This is a genomic window from Bacillus sp. (in: firmicutes) (genome assembly GCA_012842745.1).
In the GTDB taxonomy this organism is placed as follows: domain Bacteria; phylum Bacillota; class Bacilli; order Bacillales; family Bacillaceae_J; genus Schinkia.
Map to the genome: position 1 here is coordinate 1 of DUSF01000046.1, position 15,119 is coordinate 15,119.

A 15,119-nucleotide genomic window follows, 5' to 3' on the forward strand; every position below is an offset into this window, starting at 1 on the left:
CGATTGATGCGGCCGGCATTGAAGTACATGGTAACTGGTGGGATATGGATTTTCGGGTATTACAGCATGGTGAAGTCGTCGGTAAAGTGAGTAAGGAGTGGTTCACTTGGGGCGATAGCTACAAGGTTCAAATAATGAATGAAGAGATGGAAGCCATCATGATTGCGCTTGTTGTCGCAATTGATTGTGTGAAGGCTGACCAAGCAGCTGCTTCCTCTGGAGCGACGATTTAACGTAGGGACATATAATATATATGAAATGCTGACGGGCTTTATTTAGAAATTAGTGGGGAATTACGAAAGAATTCCCTGCTTTTATTATCTAATTCCAATAAACTCTCCATTTTCAGGTACTGAAATGATATTTTCTAATTGGTTTTGTTTTAGATAATTTCTAACCTCTTCACGTTTTAATAGGCAGTGATTCCAAGATTCCATATGGGAAATGATTAGTTTTGTATGTGGTGATGTTTTGTTATATTTTTAATATCGGCAATTCCCATAGTGATTGGCTGACCTTCTAAGAAACGTGCCTCTCCCGCAAAAACAATTGCAGCATCAGGGGAAAAATGTTTCAAATTATATTCAATATCCGAATACCATACACTATCCCCAATAATATATAAGGTTGGCTCATCCTTTGTTCTTAAAATAAATCCGGAAACGGGACCCATTGCTTCTGCTAGTTAGCCATGACCGTGTCTTCCTTCCGTTCGTCTTAATTCAATCCCCTGCCAAACAAATTCTCTCTCTATTGCTATGACATGCTCAAATCCTTTATTTTTTATTAACAGTTCATCCGCAGGCTGGCAAAATAAAGGTAGATGCTTAGGTAAACTTGCAATGGCCTGGTCATCGAAATGATCACGGTGTGAGTGTGTAACAATAATAGCATCAATATTAATTAGTCTCTCTAGGTCAACTGGTAATGAAGATAAAGGGTTATTTAGATGTTGGTTAAGGGCATTAGGAACAGGTGCAAGTGTTCCTTGTTCGCTAAACATAGGATCTAAAAGGAATTTTAGACCTTTATAAGTAATCAGATGTGTTGCATGGCGTATTAAATGAATTAGCATAGATTGTTTCATCCTCCTAAATTCGTTTTCCAGGTTATTGTATACTCCCTACATTTTTACTTACAGTATCTGATGAAAAGGATATTTGCTCTTTTGTTTCAGCATGAAAGAAATTATGTAACTAAACTCGCTTTGAATCATTTACAATACATTTAGAAAACGTTTACTGTTTTTTTGAGGGGGAAATGGCATGGATGAAATTGACTTTCAAATTCTCGAAGTATTAAAAGAAAACTCCCGTAAAACTTGGAAGGAAATCGGAGAATTAATCCATATGACAGGCCAGGCGGTGGGTAATAGAATTCGCAGGATGGAAGAAGAGGGGATTATTGAGCAATATACCATTGCAGTGAATGAATTAAAGCTTGGAAAGAGTATACAAGCATTTATAATGATTTTTCTAAAATCAAATCAACACGTTGAATTTCAAAAGTACCTAAAAGAAAATACAGATATAAAAGAAGTTCACCGCATAAGTGGTGAAGGATGCTATATGATTAAAGCAAGCGTTTCCGATCAGTTTGCATTAAATCATATACTTGATGAGATACTCAAATTTGCTAACTACAGAGTTAATATATCCATAGGGAAAATAAAATAGATGCTTGTTAGAGGGGGTTACAGATATTTCAGTAGAAAAAACTGCATCTTGAGTAGGTGGGGTGAACCGCATCATAAGTGATGGTCAACACAATTAGAAAAGAAATAGTACCCGATAGTAGCTTTATTAGTAGATTAAGGCGATAGTGATAATCGTGCAGCGGATATAAAGTGTTAGACTGTGGATTGTTGAAACCTTTTGAGCCACAATATCGGCAGCTTTCGTAAAGTGATTCTTTGTAATTATTATAGTATGCTCCTGTTGTGCCGCAAAGCTATTGTCAGGTACACATAAAGTCCACCCATCCGACAAGCTCAACGACATATCCAGCACCTGTAGATAAAAAGGGCTCGATTGTAATGACCATGCCCTCTTTCAATACACGTTTATCATGCTTGTTATAAACGGGTAGAATATCATTGGGGGTCTCGTGCAGGGATTTCCCAATACCGTGACTACACAAATTCCTAATAACATTATAGCCGCCTTTTGTAGCCTTGATTTCAATAATCCTTCCGATTTCGTTCAATTTAACTCCATGTTTAAGTGAAGAAATGACTTTCATCATCGTATTGTGTGTGTATTCACATAGACGCAATGAGGATGAACTTTTTTCACCTCCCTTGTAATCCCATCTGGTTTGACAGGTGGGCCTTTTTTTGCTTACTTCTAAACACCTGAGTTCACCTTGATAAATTTAAAATGGAATGTTATCAAAAAAGCACCTCTTAACATCGAATGTTTAGGTCTAATAAAAAACATACAAAACGTTAATATAGTATTAACAATCATCTGGTTTAATTGAACTGTAAACTATAAATCTACTAGGAGGATTTTTTAGATGATTAATAAGAAACTTGCGAAAAAAGGGGCTACTTTAGCACTTGCATTAGCTATTACTGTTCCAGCAGTAACACCAGTAGTAGCGGCTTCTCAGGAAAATATTAAAATTGAATCTGTTAGATTTAATGGAATGGCAGCACCTACTACTATTGATGAAATGGTAAAAACATATACAAATGCAACCGTTGATGTGAAATATATCAATGGAAAGGTAAAAACATTTCCACTGTCTTACAACTACCTATTTAAATCGGAAGATAAGGTAGCAACAGTTAAAGGTGAAAAAATTCCTGCGGGTACACCCATTGATGTAAATGGAAATCCAATTAAGGATCCAAGCAGCACAAACGGAGGCTACTTTGTCTCCGATGCTCCGGATTCAAACAGCTTATTAATGCCTATTAATGGTAAACTATATATGATTACACATTATGAATATCAAACTATTGATGCTGCTGGTAAATCAGCATACGGTTTAGTACCAGCATCTATGTCTTTAACTGAGTTGGAACAGGACAAAAAAACAGGTGAACTCAAAACTGTAAAAGTAGAAAAAATTGATTTTTCAGCTGTAAATGGACTTTGGATTCCATGTAACGGATCATTATCTCCATGGAATACACATTTAGGTTCTGAAGAGTACGAACCAGATGCACGTCTTTTCTTAGACCCAACTTCGAAAGTAAGAAGTCAAGTTGAAACATTCGCTCAATTCTATTTCGGAGATAAAGCAAAGGCTAATCCTTATTTCTATGGCTACACTCCTGAAATTACAGTAGGTAAGAATGGTAAAACATCCGTTGTAAAACATTACAGTACAGGACGTTTCTCTCATGAGTTAGCTAAAGTAATGCCTGATAACAAAACTGTTTTTTACGGGGATGATGGTGGTAATACAGGAATGTTTATGTATGTAGCTGACAAAGAAAAAGATTTATCATCAGGTACATTATATGCAGCTACATTTAAACAAACAGGTATTGAAAACGGCGGCTCAGGAGATTTACAATGGATTAATTTAGGGCATGCAACGGATAAAGAAGTGAAAAATATTATTGAAAGCGGGATTACATTCAATGATATTTTTGAAACTTCAGATGCTCCTAAAGAAGGTTTCACAGCTATTAAAACATACTCAAATGAAGGAAAAGTTGAATACCTAAAACTTAAACCTGGCAAAGAAAAAGCAGCAGCCTTCCTTGAAACTCGTCGATATGCGGCTATTCTTGGTGCGACTACAGAATTCAATAAAATGGAAGGTGTAGCGCTAAACGAAAAGGACAAGAAAGTGTATATTGCAATTTCCGATCAAAGTAAGGCTATGGAAAAAGATTCAACAGGAAAAGACCCAGCAGACCATATTCAATTGCCAAAAATTAAAGCTGGTGTAACTTATCAATTAGACTTACAAGGTGGCCAAAAAGATAGTCAAGGAAAGACAATTAATAGCTCATATGTAGCACTATCTATGAATGGATTGGTAGTAGGTGAAGACCTTCCTGCTCCTGATGCATATGGAAACACTGCGAATGTAGATAAAGTAGCGAATCCAGATAACCTAAGTTACTCTGAAGCAATGAGAACACTCTTTATTGGTGAAGATAGTGGTGCCCACACAAATAACTACGTTTGGGCTTATAATGTTGATACTAAAGAATTAGATCGAATTTTATCTGTTCCAGCAGGAGCAGAGGCAACTGGATTATTTGCTGCTGATGACCGTAATGGATTCTCATACATTCTCAGTAATTTCCAGCATCCTGGTGATGAAGTGGATGGTAAGTCCATTACAGCTGTTAATAAAGAAGAACTACTTAAAGCAATTGATGAACAAATTGGTATTAATAAAACAGGCGGTATTGGTTATATCTCTGGTCTGCCATCTTTAACAAAAATGCCAGATTTCTCTTCATCTGGTAAAAAGGGTAACTGATTCTGTAATATCAATTATTGGTAAAACAGAAGCTAAATCAGTAGTGAAATTGTATATTAATGAAAAATACATGCAGCAGACAAAAGCTGATAAAAATGGAAACTATAAGTTTAAAATAACTAAGCTAAGCGCAGGTACAAAAATTAAGGTAACATCTACTGATGAAGCTGGTTATGAAAGTGTTGCAAGCACTACTACAGTAATTGATTAAACGGCTACAAATGCTCCAAAGCTAGATAAAGTAACAGCAAGTAAGTCAACAGTTTATAAGGGCAATATTCTCCGATGTTGGGATATTGTCCTTTTTACTATTTGAGAGGGGTATTTATTTTCCTTCCATTTTCACATGGGATTGATTGGCATTTGGCTCGCCATCACAATCGATGAATGGACGCGGGGGATTATCATGTCTTTCAGATGGCGAAGTAAAAAGTGGGAAAAGTATGCACTTGTCCCTACTGAGAATAAGTCAGTCCCAGTGGTTGGAATAGAGTCTGCCTAGATCTCTCTCACCCTATGGCGATTCCGTCTGTTTAATAGGAGAGTTATTCAGTAAAGGAACAGGATAGCAAAGCGCTTTATCGTCAGCAGTTCCTATTCTTAATGTAAAGTATTACTATGTGTGATATAAAACACATTACTTAAAAGACAATCACTATATACTAAATATGTCTAATAATTTCAAAAATTCCTTAATATAATTAATGAAAAAATCAACAAAATTCCCCCTAAATTATTTAAACGGAGGATGACAATGGCTAAACGAATGGGCTTGACGGGAAAGATTTCTATTATTGTTGTTGCGATTGTGTTTGTGAGCATTAGTATTTTAACATTGATTAGCTACCGAACCATTTTTGACTCGGTTGAACGAGCAGCAGGAATAGAATTGACTGGCTGCGCTAATATCACGATTGGCCTTCTAAAACCTGATGAAGTAAAAGCATTAGTAAAGGGGGACACATCCTTAACAGATAAAGTAAGTCAGACGATTAGCTGGACAACTAAGCAAAAGCCTATTTTTGAGAATCAATATATTCTTTCGTTAGATGGAAAAATTCTCGTTCCCGATCAAAATTTGAAAAAACAGGGCTTTAATGCAGGAGATGATTTTTACATAGACAAGGATGCTATTAATAATCTTTTGGCATTACGAACAAAAACATTTTCCCATATTTACAAATATGGCGGAATGGAAAGAATCACTGGGTATGCACCTATTTTCGAAGATAATGACGAAAGCAAGGATATTATCGCAATTAATGCAATCGACTTTGAAACCTCAATTATTAAAGAGCGAACTTTGGAAATGATGTGGAAGAATATTCTATTTGGGATTCTCTTACCACTTATTTCCGGTTTAATAACTTTTATTATTGTTCGAAAAATGATGTCCCCAATGGTAAAAATTATCCAATATGCAAAACAGATTGCAAATGGGGATTTAACGGCGCAACCACTAGATGTTAAAAGCAAGGATGAGCTTGGGCAGCTAGCCAAAGGTTTCAATACGATGATAGCAAATTTAAAAACAATCATTGAAAAAGTTTTAACAAATTCTGAACAAGTGGCATCAACGGCCGGGCAAGTATCCGTAAGTGTAGAGGAAATCAATAAAGCAACAGATCATATAGCTGTATCGGTTCAATCTATTGCCCAAGGATCATTTGAACAGGTTAATAGTTCAAATGAAGTAAATTTCATTTCTAAAGGAATTTCAACTGAAATGGATCAGATTGTATATAAAGTATCCTCTGTAACGGAATCTTCAAACACGGCTTCAACGATAGCGATTAATGGAAATGATGCGATAGTAAAGGCTATCAATCAAATGGGGATTATAGGAAAGCAATCATCGTATATGGAAGAAGCAATCAATTCACTTAATAAAAAATCACAGGAGATTGGAAAGATTATTTCACTAATAACCGACGTAACCAACCAAACAAACCTACTCGCTCTAAATGCAGCGATTGAGGCTGCCAGAGCAGGTCAACAAGGAAAAGGGTTTGCGGTTGTCGCTGCTGAGGTTCGTAAATTAGCTGAACAATCTGGTAACGCTGCAACCCAGATAAGTAAATTAATTAAAGAAATTCAAAACGAAACAAATCGTGTCGTTGCGACAATGGATAATAGTGAACAGATGGTAACAAGTGGAATTGGGATGGTTGAAAATGCAGGCAAATCATTTAATGAAATAGCTACATCGATTGAAAAAGTAACTTCACAAATTCAAGATGTTTCGCTTGCAGTGACAAATATTAATACTGGTATTCAAAGAATGTCCAAAAAATATGAAGAAATCACCAATATTTCAAATAGCTCAGCAGAAATGACTCAGCAAATAGCTGGTACAACGGAAGAACAAACTGCATCGATGCAAGAGATATCAGCAGCGACGAATCTATTGGCAAAAATGGCAATTGAATTAAAAGATGCTGTGGCATTTTTTAAAGTATCTTCAAAGTAATAGCTTATTATATTAAGAGCGTGGTGACGTATAGTACATAATTAGTAAGAGGCTGACCCCTTTTTTGAGTCAGCCTCCCTATTAAATGTCATTTGCTTTATTCTTCTTTATAAAATCGTTCCCCGGTTTCTGGGTTGAAATAAACGACTAATCTTTTATTTGTAGTTGGATCAATTGATATCTCATTTGTTCGAACGAAGCCTTTAAGCACTTGTTGTCCGTGTTTTGCTTTAAAGCGGCGGTCCCAAATAAGCCGGGATCCGAAGATTAAAATAAGCAGAACAAGGAATTGTATACCAAGCCTATTATCCAAATCATCGGTTATTCTCTTTCTATAATAACGGCTGTTCCATAGGCAATAATTTCACTCATATTCTGTCCGATTTCACCAGAGTCAAAGCGCATCATAATGATAACGTTTGCCCCCATTGCTGTGGCATTTTTCACCATCCGGTCCATTGCTTGTTTTCTGGTATCCTCAAGCATTTCTGTATATTGATTTATTTCTCCGCCCACGAGCCCTTTTAGAGAAGCAACGCGATACCTCTTGCTCTTACGGTTAAGCCAAATACTGGACCTAACATCTCTGTAACTTTATGATTAGCAATATTCTCGGTTGTTACGATAATCATATTGATCCACCCCTTAACAAAAATAATGACTTCATGTTTATTATAACAAGTATGGTGGAGTGTACACATTAGTTTTCCTCTATAATGACAAAAACTCGTAACGTAAAGCAAATTTTGGGAATACTTTGTAAGTGAGTAAAGTTGAGGAGGAAAATCTAATGCAACCAAACAGTTACCAAGATGAATCCCCTTATTTTCAAAGGGATTCAAACAATTTTTATGAAAAGTGTCAAAAACATTTGTATCAATTTATTCAAGTTGAATTAAACGATGGTTCGATTTATCAGGGAATACTTCACAGCTATGATAGAGAGAAAATGTATCTCCTTATGCCAAAGATGGATCATTCTCAAATGTCAATGCACATGCAAGAAGCAAGTAGAGAAGACAGACAGTTTTTCCCTTTCTTTGGGCCATTTGGGTTATTTGGATTCCCTTTCTTTGGAATAAGAAGGTTTGGACCATTTTTCCCGTTCTTTATCTAAAGAACAATATAAAAAAGGCCTACAGTAAACTGTAAGCCTTTCTTTATTAAATAGCCGAGAACACTCGTGACTTTAGTTATGAGAGGTTCAGAGTATTGAATAGAATAGTGGGTTAACCAATTAAATTCTATAAAGCTCCTCCAATTTTGTGGAAATAGCAATAGTCATTTCTTCCGTTACTTTTGGAAGATTAGACTTTAAGACTGCATTTACGAGCGGCCCCATTGCACCACCAGCAGTGATTTCAAGAAAGCCTGTCATCCTCGTTTTATTTTTATCCATTGCTTCTGCCAGGAAATAGCCTCCGCCTGAAAGTTCCTCGTTTAACCCCTTTAAATTAAAAGTAACCCTTGTCGGTTCTATCCATTCTTTTACAGTGACCATCAGACTAATCTTTTTCTTTATGAATCCGTTGTTACTATAAAACTCCCATGTGGACTGGCGGTTAGTAAATTTCCGATGTTGAATATATCCGGGAATAAGTGGAGCCCAGTTATCCATATCCTTAACAAAATCCCAAACTTGATTGATTGGTAAACCAACCTCAACTTGATGAATTCCGCTTGGCATTTATTTTCCTTCTTTCTATTTCATTATTTAGACCCTTATATATCTATATGTACCTTCCAGCAAAGGGGAATTTTTCTCTTATGACCCGGATGACGGACTAAGCGACATGATATAATGAAACAGATGAATTAAAGTGAAGAATGTTGATAGTGACTTCGATAAATTTGTAAAGAAAAATCTGCTTAAATAACAACAAAAGGTAAGGATGGAGAAAATGGAATCAGACGTGACTATAAAGGTGCTAGAAAAATACGTTAATAAGTACAAAGGAGGTTATCCCCTTATATTAAAACAAGTGATTAACGACACATCTGTATTAACAGAAGAAGGTGTGATTATTAACCTTGTTGATGAAGATCATACGTTTATCGGAAAAGGTTATTATGGTAAGCAAAATAAAGGGTATGGTTGGGTGCTTACTCACAATGAGGCTGAAAGGATTGACCAATTGTTTTTTGAAAGGAAGATTAAAGCCGCATTAGAAAAAAGAAAATCGTTTTATGAAGAACAAGAAACAACTGCCTTTCGAGTATTTAATGCAGAAGGTGATGGAATCGGGGGCTTAACTATTGATTATTTCGATGGCCATTACTTAATCAATTGGTATAGTAAAGGAATTTATACGTATAAAGACCATGTGCTTGCTTCACTTAGGAATCTAGTTGATTATAAAGCAATCTATCAGAAGAAGCGCTTTAATACGGGGGGGAAATATATTGAAGAGGACGGATTTGTGGATGGAGCAAGAGGACAGTTTCCGATTATTGTAAAAGAAAATGGAGTTAATGTAGCTGTATATTTAAACGAAGAAGCGATGGTTGGTGTTTTTCTTGATCAGCGTGATGTGAGAAGAACGATTCGTGATAAGTATGCAAAAGGAAAGACTGTATTAAATACCTTTTCGTATACTGGGGCATTTTCTATTTTTGCGGCAAAAGGTGGAGCTGTAAAAACAACAAGTGTTGACCTGGCTAATCGTAGTTTACCGAGAACGATTGAGCAGTTCAGTGTAAACGGAATTGATTACGAGGCACATGATATTATTGTTGAAGATGTTTTTCATTATTTTAAATTTGCAGGTAAGAGGAAGCTAACATTTGATTTGGTAATCCTAGACCCTCCTAGTTTTGCAAGGTCCAAGAAATTTACCTTTAGTGCAGAAAAGGATTATAAAAACCTCCTTAAAGAAGCAATCGCGATTACGGCGAATAATGGGGTAATTGTGGCTTCGACAAATTGTGCTACGTTTGATATGAAAAAATTTAAAGGATTTATAGATGTAGCATTTAAATATATTAAAAAATATGTAATAAAAATTAGGAAGGAATATTCCTTCCTAATAACTTTTTTGTCTCTCTCTAACAAGATTAATAAATCCCTCAAGATCCATTAACCATGATTGCTGAGATGCACTATAGGTTTCATGAAGTGGTTGAGGTAATACTAGCCTTAGATTACTGGATTGCATTTCCATGGTTTGATTTTCACTAATTCCAGGTTCTAGGGTAAACAGATGTTTCGTATTAATTCGAGCAGCCTCAGATAGGACTTGTCGCCAACGATCCTTACAGGTGGATTTTACTCCTAGCATCGTTACGTTGCTTACTGGAAAATCAGGGTTTTTATAATATGAAATATCAGGAAAGAGGAAATCAGGTTTAGATTTATTCTCTGTTATTGCTCCTCTAGAGTGTTTTATGCCATTTTGAATAAAAATTTCTTCTATGTGATTTTCAAGAGCATAACCTACACGTGCTTTTCTTCGATTATGTACACTCAATGAAAATTTTATAAAATCTTCTACATCAGTTTCTCCAGAATTATTAAATCCTTGGTTTATTTTATCTTGTACGATGTAACGCTCAAGTCTTTTAAATAACTTTTCCTCTTGTTCCATCCATCTAACCAATGTTAAATCTGGTTGTTCAGCTGGAGATGTATTACTAATTGATTTTCTAGCAAGAATAGAAAATTCTTTAGTGGTAGGAAACCCCTTATCAATATAAGGTTCAATAATGGTGTCAAGTAAAACCGAATCTGGATCTTGTATTTCTATGCCCATTTCTTCTAAGATATAGCGAACTGCAAAGTCAACTTTCGGATCATGTCCGTCTTCTATTGGTTTGAAGTTAAAATTAAAACTTATTTCATCACTTACTCCAAATAGCCATAAAAGCTGATTTTCAAAAGTGGAGTCCGCCTTAACCACTATCATATAAACTTGATCATTTGGTCTCCTAGCTACGATTAAAAGGTCACCTTCTTGAGCCCAATCAATTACTGGATTACTCTTAAAATACAATCTCCATTCTGTGCGTGTGGGATGCTTTTCTCTAGCATCATACCAAGTTACTAAACCATCCTCAGAGATACCCTCATTTTCATCACCAAGCCAAAGAAACGTGACTGGATAATCATTTAAACGGTCATTCCCAAATAAGTTACGAAGAGGTTTACTGCCATTAAATTCATGCTGATTTGACCTATGAATATTAACCTCAACTGAACTAAGTTTTTTTATCGCTATTCCTTCAAAATATTGTGAAAGAAATCCTTTTTTCATTTTTCAACATCCTTGAGATTTTTTAGTAACTATCTAAGAAAAAAGCCCAATATAAAATATATTAGGCATGTTCTAGGACTTTAAAGATATCAAGTTGTCCGTTCCTATCAAATGATGTTCTGTTAATTGATCTAAGGATGTAAGGAAGCATGTATTGGGCAACTGCCTCAACAACTGGAACGACTACCGAATTACCAAATTGCTTGTATGCTTGTGTATCAGATACTGGAATTTTAAACAATTCTCTACCTTCTTGGTCAAAACCCATTAATCTAGCGCATTCACGTGGTGTAAGTCTACGTGGATTTTTCCCATCCTGTTTAATCAATATTTCTGATCCATCCTTATAATACCTTGCTGAAAGAGTTCTGGCAACATTATCTGGACCATTTAGCCCATATCCAAAACCATTACCTTTTTGTCGGTGTTTTTCTGCATATCCTTGTAAATAACTCCATAGTTTATCACTAAGTGTATATTTATCGATAACCTTACCAGTATCTAAATCTGTAAATGGAAACTCTGGGGCTTCACTTCCATCTTCAGGGTGTAAAATTGCCCCTAATTTTGGTCCATCTAATGGATCTTTCGGAACAAAATTTTCAAAAGAGAAATCAACATCTTCTCGGAAACCAACGATAAATATTCTCTCTCTGTTTTGAGGTACCCAGCCTTTTGCATTAATGACCTTAAAATCTACATTATAATTTAGCTCATCTTTTAATGTCCTCATTATAACTTTAAAAGTTCGTCCTTTATCATGACTAACAAGGTTCTTAACATTTTCTAAAACAAAAGCTTTTGGACGATGGTATTCTAGCATTTGAGCCACATCAAAGAAAAGTGTTCCTTGAGTATCATCCCTAAATCCATCTGGTCTACCAAGTGATTTTTTCTTTGAGACTCCAGCAATGGAAAAGGGTTGGCAAGGAAATCCTGCTAATAATACATCGTAGTCAGGGACACTATCCAAATCAACATCTCTAATATCTCCAACTACATCATGAGTACACTCATAATTAGCAAGGTAAGTCTTTCGACATGCTTCATCCCACTCACTAGTAAAAACGCATTGTCCGCCAATAGATTCAAATGCTCGTCTTAGCCCCCCAATTCCCGCAAATAGATCAATAAATTTAAAGTTTGGGGTTTTGGCAATGTATTCATTACTTTTAGGGTCTGCAATTACCTTAAGAGTTTTTATTGCTTCTATATCTGGCAGACTTTCGCCCTTTTCCCATCGATAAATAGTTCTTTCACTTTTCGCTAGTAGTTTAGCGGTATCTTTTACAGAATAACCAATTTTCTCTCTTAGAGTAGAAAATTCATTGAGTTTACAGTCTTTCAATTTTATCAACTCTTTCATTTAGGTATTCGCTGGGAATGATTTTGACATAATCATAACAAATAGAACATATTTTCGTCAATAAAAAAGTAAGTTTAATAATATAACATAATCTAGATATTTGAACAATAGCTAGTGTTTTATCTCATGTAAGGTTAAAGTATAATTCAATTATAGTTAGTCAATGGCTGAAAATTTTAAGGATAGCGAGGGGATATTATTAAAAGGATAATTATATATGGACAAATGTCTGAAGAGATTGAACATAATTTAGATAAAATGCACGATTATATAAAAAAACAGAAGTGGTTGCTAATAGAGGGAATCATTGATTATAGAGGATCTTCTGATGGTTTATTTACCTTACCTGAAAAATTAAATGAAATTGATGTTATTTTAATTTACGACAAAAATAATATTATTGATGAATTTAACCTAGAATTCTTATATAAGATAGCAAAGAGTGAGAATGTTGAGGTAAAAGAGTATTTTCTTTCATGTAAAGAAATATAAAACGTTAATTTTTTATGTAATCCTCTATGTTCCTACCTCTCATGAGGATTGCCTATCAGCATAGGCATCAAAGCTATAATATATATATGATATGTAAGATAAAACAGAGTACCCACTTATCTATTCACCCTAAAATAGGGACAGAATGGGGACATTATGAAAAATAATAAAAAGACGAGGTAAGCTTTTTTTACATATAGTGCACTTGCCTCGTCTTTTTATTTAAGGAAATAAAGTTATTTTATCCTATCCAACGTTATGGGGAACTTCACCATAAGTAACGGCGGTTTTTCTAGTACTGAGGTATTATTATCATATTACAAGGTGGAAAATAAATGATATGATTTTCTAGTGTGTTCAGCACGGTTGCCTTGCGAACGATGGTATACTATATAGAGTACGATAAAAAATTTTGATAGGATGACAAGATGAAAAAAGATGTCACGTTAATGATAAAGGGCAAGTATGTAAATAAATTTAAAAACGGTTATCCGCTTATATCAAAGGAAGCCATAATTAATTTGAACGAAGTTACTGAAGAAGGAACCATTATCCGTCTTGTTGATGAAAAGAATAAGTTTATAGCAAAGGGCTATTTTGGCAAACAAAACAAAGGTTACGGCTGGGTTCTTAGTAGAAACGAGAATGAACAGATTGACCAAAGGTTTTTTGTGAATAAGTTGAGAGATGCAATTAATTATAGAGAGCCGTTTTTTAATAGCCCGGATACCAATGCCTTCAGAATAGTAAATGGTGAAGGTGATGGTTTAGGCGGATTGACCGTAGAGTATTTTGATGGCTACTATTTAATCAACTGGTATAGCAAGGGAATTTACCGCTTTCGGGATTATATTATAAATGCTTTGAAAGAATTGACTGAGTTTAAAGCAATTTATCAAAAGAAAAGATTTGATGACGGCGGGAAATATATTGAAGAAGATGATTTCGTAGCGGGAGAAAGAGGAGCCTTCCCGATTATCGTAAAAGAAAATGGAGTAAACTTTGCTGTTTACTTAAATGAAAGTGCGATGGTTGGTGTGTTTTTAGATCAAAGGGATGTAAGAAAGAGAATCCGGGATACTTATGCGAAAGGAAAAAAAGTACTTAACACCTTTTCCTATACAGGCGCATTTTCAGTATTTGCTGCCTTAGGGGGCGCAGTTAAAACGACAAGTGTGGATTTGGCAAATAGAAGCTTAAACAAGACCATTGAGCAGTTTAGTTTAAACGGGATTGATTATGACTCACAGGATATAATTGTTGACGACGTGTTCAATTACTTTAAGTATGCGGTGAAAAAGCATCTTAAGTTTGATATGGTTATTCTGGATCCCCCAAGCTTCGCAAGGTCAAAGAAGATAGTATTTAGTGCTGAAAAGGACTATAAAAACCTTTTAAAGGAGGCCATTTCCATAACGGAAGATCAGGGAATTATCGTAGCCTCCACCAATTGTAGCTCCTTTAATATGAATAAATTTAAAAGTTTTATCGACCAGGCGTTTAGAGAAACAAACAGGAAATATCAGCTAGTGGAGGAATTTTCCCTTCCGAAAGACTTTAAAACAATAAAAGAATTCCGAGAGGGTAGCTATCTTAAAGTTGTGATTATAAGAAATTGCAAACGCGTTTAAAAGGGCTCCTTTTTTACCCAATTTGCTATTTTAGATGAATTATCAGTCATTTCTAATTTACCTCAATCAACTTTAGCATATTATACCACCCTTTCATCGGGTCCCATTCAAAGTCGAATGTAGTGTAGTAGGATAGTTCAATAATATACTTTTAGTAATATGCTATATCTAAGGAGGCATAGTATGAAGTGGCTTTATATTAAGCAGAAGGTATTCAGTCTAAGTGGCAAATTTACGGTAAAGGATCAACAGGAGCAGGATGTTTATTACGTGGAGGGCAGTTTTATGCAAATTCCAAAGACTTTCTCCATTATGAATACAGCAAGAGATGAAGTTGCACTCATTACGAAAAAGGTGTTCAGCTTTTTACCAAAGTTTTTTGTTGAAGTGAATGGTCGAGAGGTTTTAACGATTAAGAAAGAGTTTTCTTTCTTTAAGGCACGCTATACGATTGATGC

Annotated in this window: 16 protein-coding genes and 2 pseudogenes; 10 read left to right on the forward strand and 8 right to left on the reverse strand. The window is 35.3% G+C overall.

From position 1 onward, the window contains the following. On the forward strand, nucleotides 1–233 hold a 233-nt coding region (locus GX497_11700; GenBank protein ID HHY73857.1), incomplete at its 5' end, for a hypothetical protein. A 215-nt stretch (nucleotides 234–448) separates the two neighbouring features. Here GX497_11700 and GX497_11705 read toward each other — a convergent pair. Together GX497_11705 and GX497_11710 are read right to left on the reverse strand one after the other, a co-directional pair. Further along, nucleotides 449–673 carry a hypothetical protein gene (locus GX497_11705; protein HHY73858.1) on the reverse strand — a complete coding sequence of 75 codons (225 nt, stop codon included), beginning with the start codon at nucleotides 671–673 and terminating at the stop codon, nucleotides 449–451. 12 nt (nucleotides 674–685) lie between these two features. Further along, on the reverse strand, nucleotides 686–1,075 hold the full coding sequence (locus tag GX497_11710; protein ID HHY73859.1) for a hypothetical protein: 390 nt from the start codon (nucleotides 1,073–1,075) through the stop codon (nucleotides 686–688). 190 nt (nucleotides 1,076–1,265) lie between these two features. Between GX497_11710 and GX497_11715 the strand changes: the two genes are divergently transcribed. After that, nucleotides 1,266–1,676, forward strand: a complete 411-nt coding sequence (locus GX497_11715; GenBank protein HHY73860.1) for an Lrp/AsnC family transcriptional regulator — start codon at nucleotides 1,266–1,268, stop codon at nucleotides 1,674–1,676. A gap of 126 nt (nucleotides 1,677–1,802) precedes the next feature. On the opposite strand, the pseudogene GX497_11720 reads toward GX497_11715, so the two are convergent. Further along, a pseudogene (locus GX497_11720) lies at nucleotides 1,803–2,244 on the reverse strand (M24 family metallopeptidase). Between the two features lie 273 nt (nucleotides 2,245–2,517). Here GX497_11720 and GX497_11725 point away from each other — a divergent pair. From GX497_11725 to GX497_11735, 3 genes are all read left to right on the forward strand, one after another. Continuing rightward, on the forward strand, nucleotides 2,518–4,452 hold the full coding sequence (locus tag GX497_11725; protein HHY73861.1) for a DUF839 domain-containing protein: 1,935 nt from the start codon (nucleotides 2,518–2,520) through the stop codon (nucleotides 4,450–4,452). Beyond that, nucleotides 4,421–4,663 (forward strand): hypothetical protein, encoded by a 243-nt coding sequence (locus GX497_11730; GenBank protein HHY73862.1) that lies wholly within the window; start codon nucleotides 4,421–4,423, stop codon nucleotides 4,661–4,663. The genes GX497_11725 and GX497_11730 overlap by 32 nt, the downstream gene beginning before the upstream one ends. A 543-nt stretch (nucleotides 4,664–5,206) precedes the next feature. Continuing rightward, nucleotides 5,207–6,922 (forward strand): methyl-accepting chemotaxis protein, encoded by a 1,716-nt coding sequence (locus GX497_11735; GenBank protein ID HHY73863.1) that lies wholly within the window; start codon nucleotides 5,207–5,209, stop codon nucleotides 6,920–6,922. Nucleotides 6,923–7,019: 97 nt separating this feature from the next. On the opposite strand, the gene GX497_11740 is transcribed toward GX497_11735, so the two are convergent. Next, entirely contained in the window at nucleotides 7,020–7,235 is a 216-nt protein-coding gene (locus tag GX497_11740) for a hypothetical protein (GenBank protein HHY73864.1), read from the reverse strand. Nucleotides 7,236–7,243: 8 nt separating this feature from the next. Next, a pseudogene (locus tag GX497_11745) lies at nucleotides 7,244–7,554 on the reverse strand (YbjQ family protein). A 131-nt stretch (nucleotides 7,555–7,685) separates the two neighbouring features. Here GX497_11745 and GX497_11750 point away from each other — a divergent pair. Next, nucleotides 7,686–8,039: a DUF4123 domain-containing protein gene (locus tag GX497_11750; GenBank protein ID HHY73865.1), complete on the forward strand. Its 354-nt coding sequence runs from the start codon at nucleotides 7,686–7,688 to the stop codon at nucleotides 8,037–8,039. Nucleotides 8,040–8,159: 120 nt separating this feature from the next. Here the strand turns inward: GX497_11750 and GX497_11755 are convergent, their stop codons facing one another. Next, a complete protein-coding gene (locus GX497_11755) occupies nucleotides 8,160–8,609 on the reverse strand; it encodes an SRPBCC family protein (protein ID HHY73866.1) in 450 nt (149 codons plus the stop codon). Between the two features lie 214 nt (nucleotides 8,610–8,823). Here GX497_11755 and GX497_11760 point away from each other — a divergent pair, with 214 nt between their 5' ends. Continuing rightward, nucleotides 8,824–10,002: a class I SAM-dependent rRNA methyltransferase gene (locus GX497_11760; GenBank protein ID HHY73867.1), complete on the forward strand. Its 1,179-nt coding sequence runs from the start codon at nucleotides 8,824–8,826 to the stop codon at nucleotides 10,000–10,002. Here the strand turns inward: GX497_11760 and GX497_11765 are convergent. Beyond that, on the reverse strand, nucleotides 9,946–11,172 hold the full coding sequence (locus GX497_11765) for a restriction endonuclease (GenBank protein ID HHY73868.1): 1,227 nt from the start codon (nucleotides 11,170–11,172) through the stop codon (nucleotides 9,946–9,948). The genes GX497_11760 and GX497_11765 overlap by 57 nt on opposite strands. Before the next feature lie 61 nt (nucleotides 11,173–11,233). Further along, complete coding sequence (gene dcm, locus GX497_11770; GenBank protein ID HHY73869.1) at nucleotides 11,234–12,538, reverse strand: DNA (cytosine-5-)-methyltransferase; 1,305 nt, start codon at nucleotides 12,536–12,538, stop codon at nucleotides 11,234–11,236. Between the two features lie 225 nt (nucleotides 12,539–12,763). Between dcm and GX497_11775 the strand changes: the two genes are divergently transcribed. The 3 genes from GX497_11775 to GX497_11785 form a co-directional block, all read left to right on the forward strand. After that, nucleotides 12,764–13,030 carry a hypothetical protein gene (locus GX497_11775; protein HHY73870.1) on the forward strand — a complete coding sequence of 89 codons (267 nt, stop codon included), beginning with the start codon at nucleotides 12,764–12,766 and terminating at the stop codon, nucleotides 13,028–13,030. A gap of 428 nt (nucleotides 13,031–13,458) precedes the next feature. After that, a complete protein-coding gene (locus tag GX497_11780; protein ID HHY73871.1) occupies nucleotides 13,459–14,661 on the forward strand; it encodes a class I SAM-dependent rRNA methyltransferase in 1,203 nt (400 codons plus the stop codon). A gap of 183 nt (nucleotides 14,662–14,844) precedes the next feature. Beyond that, a partial coding sequence (locus GX497_11785) for a hypothetical protein (protein HHY73872.1) occupies nucleotides 14,845–15,119 on the forward strand: 275 nt, incomplete at its 3' end.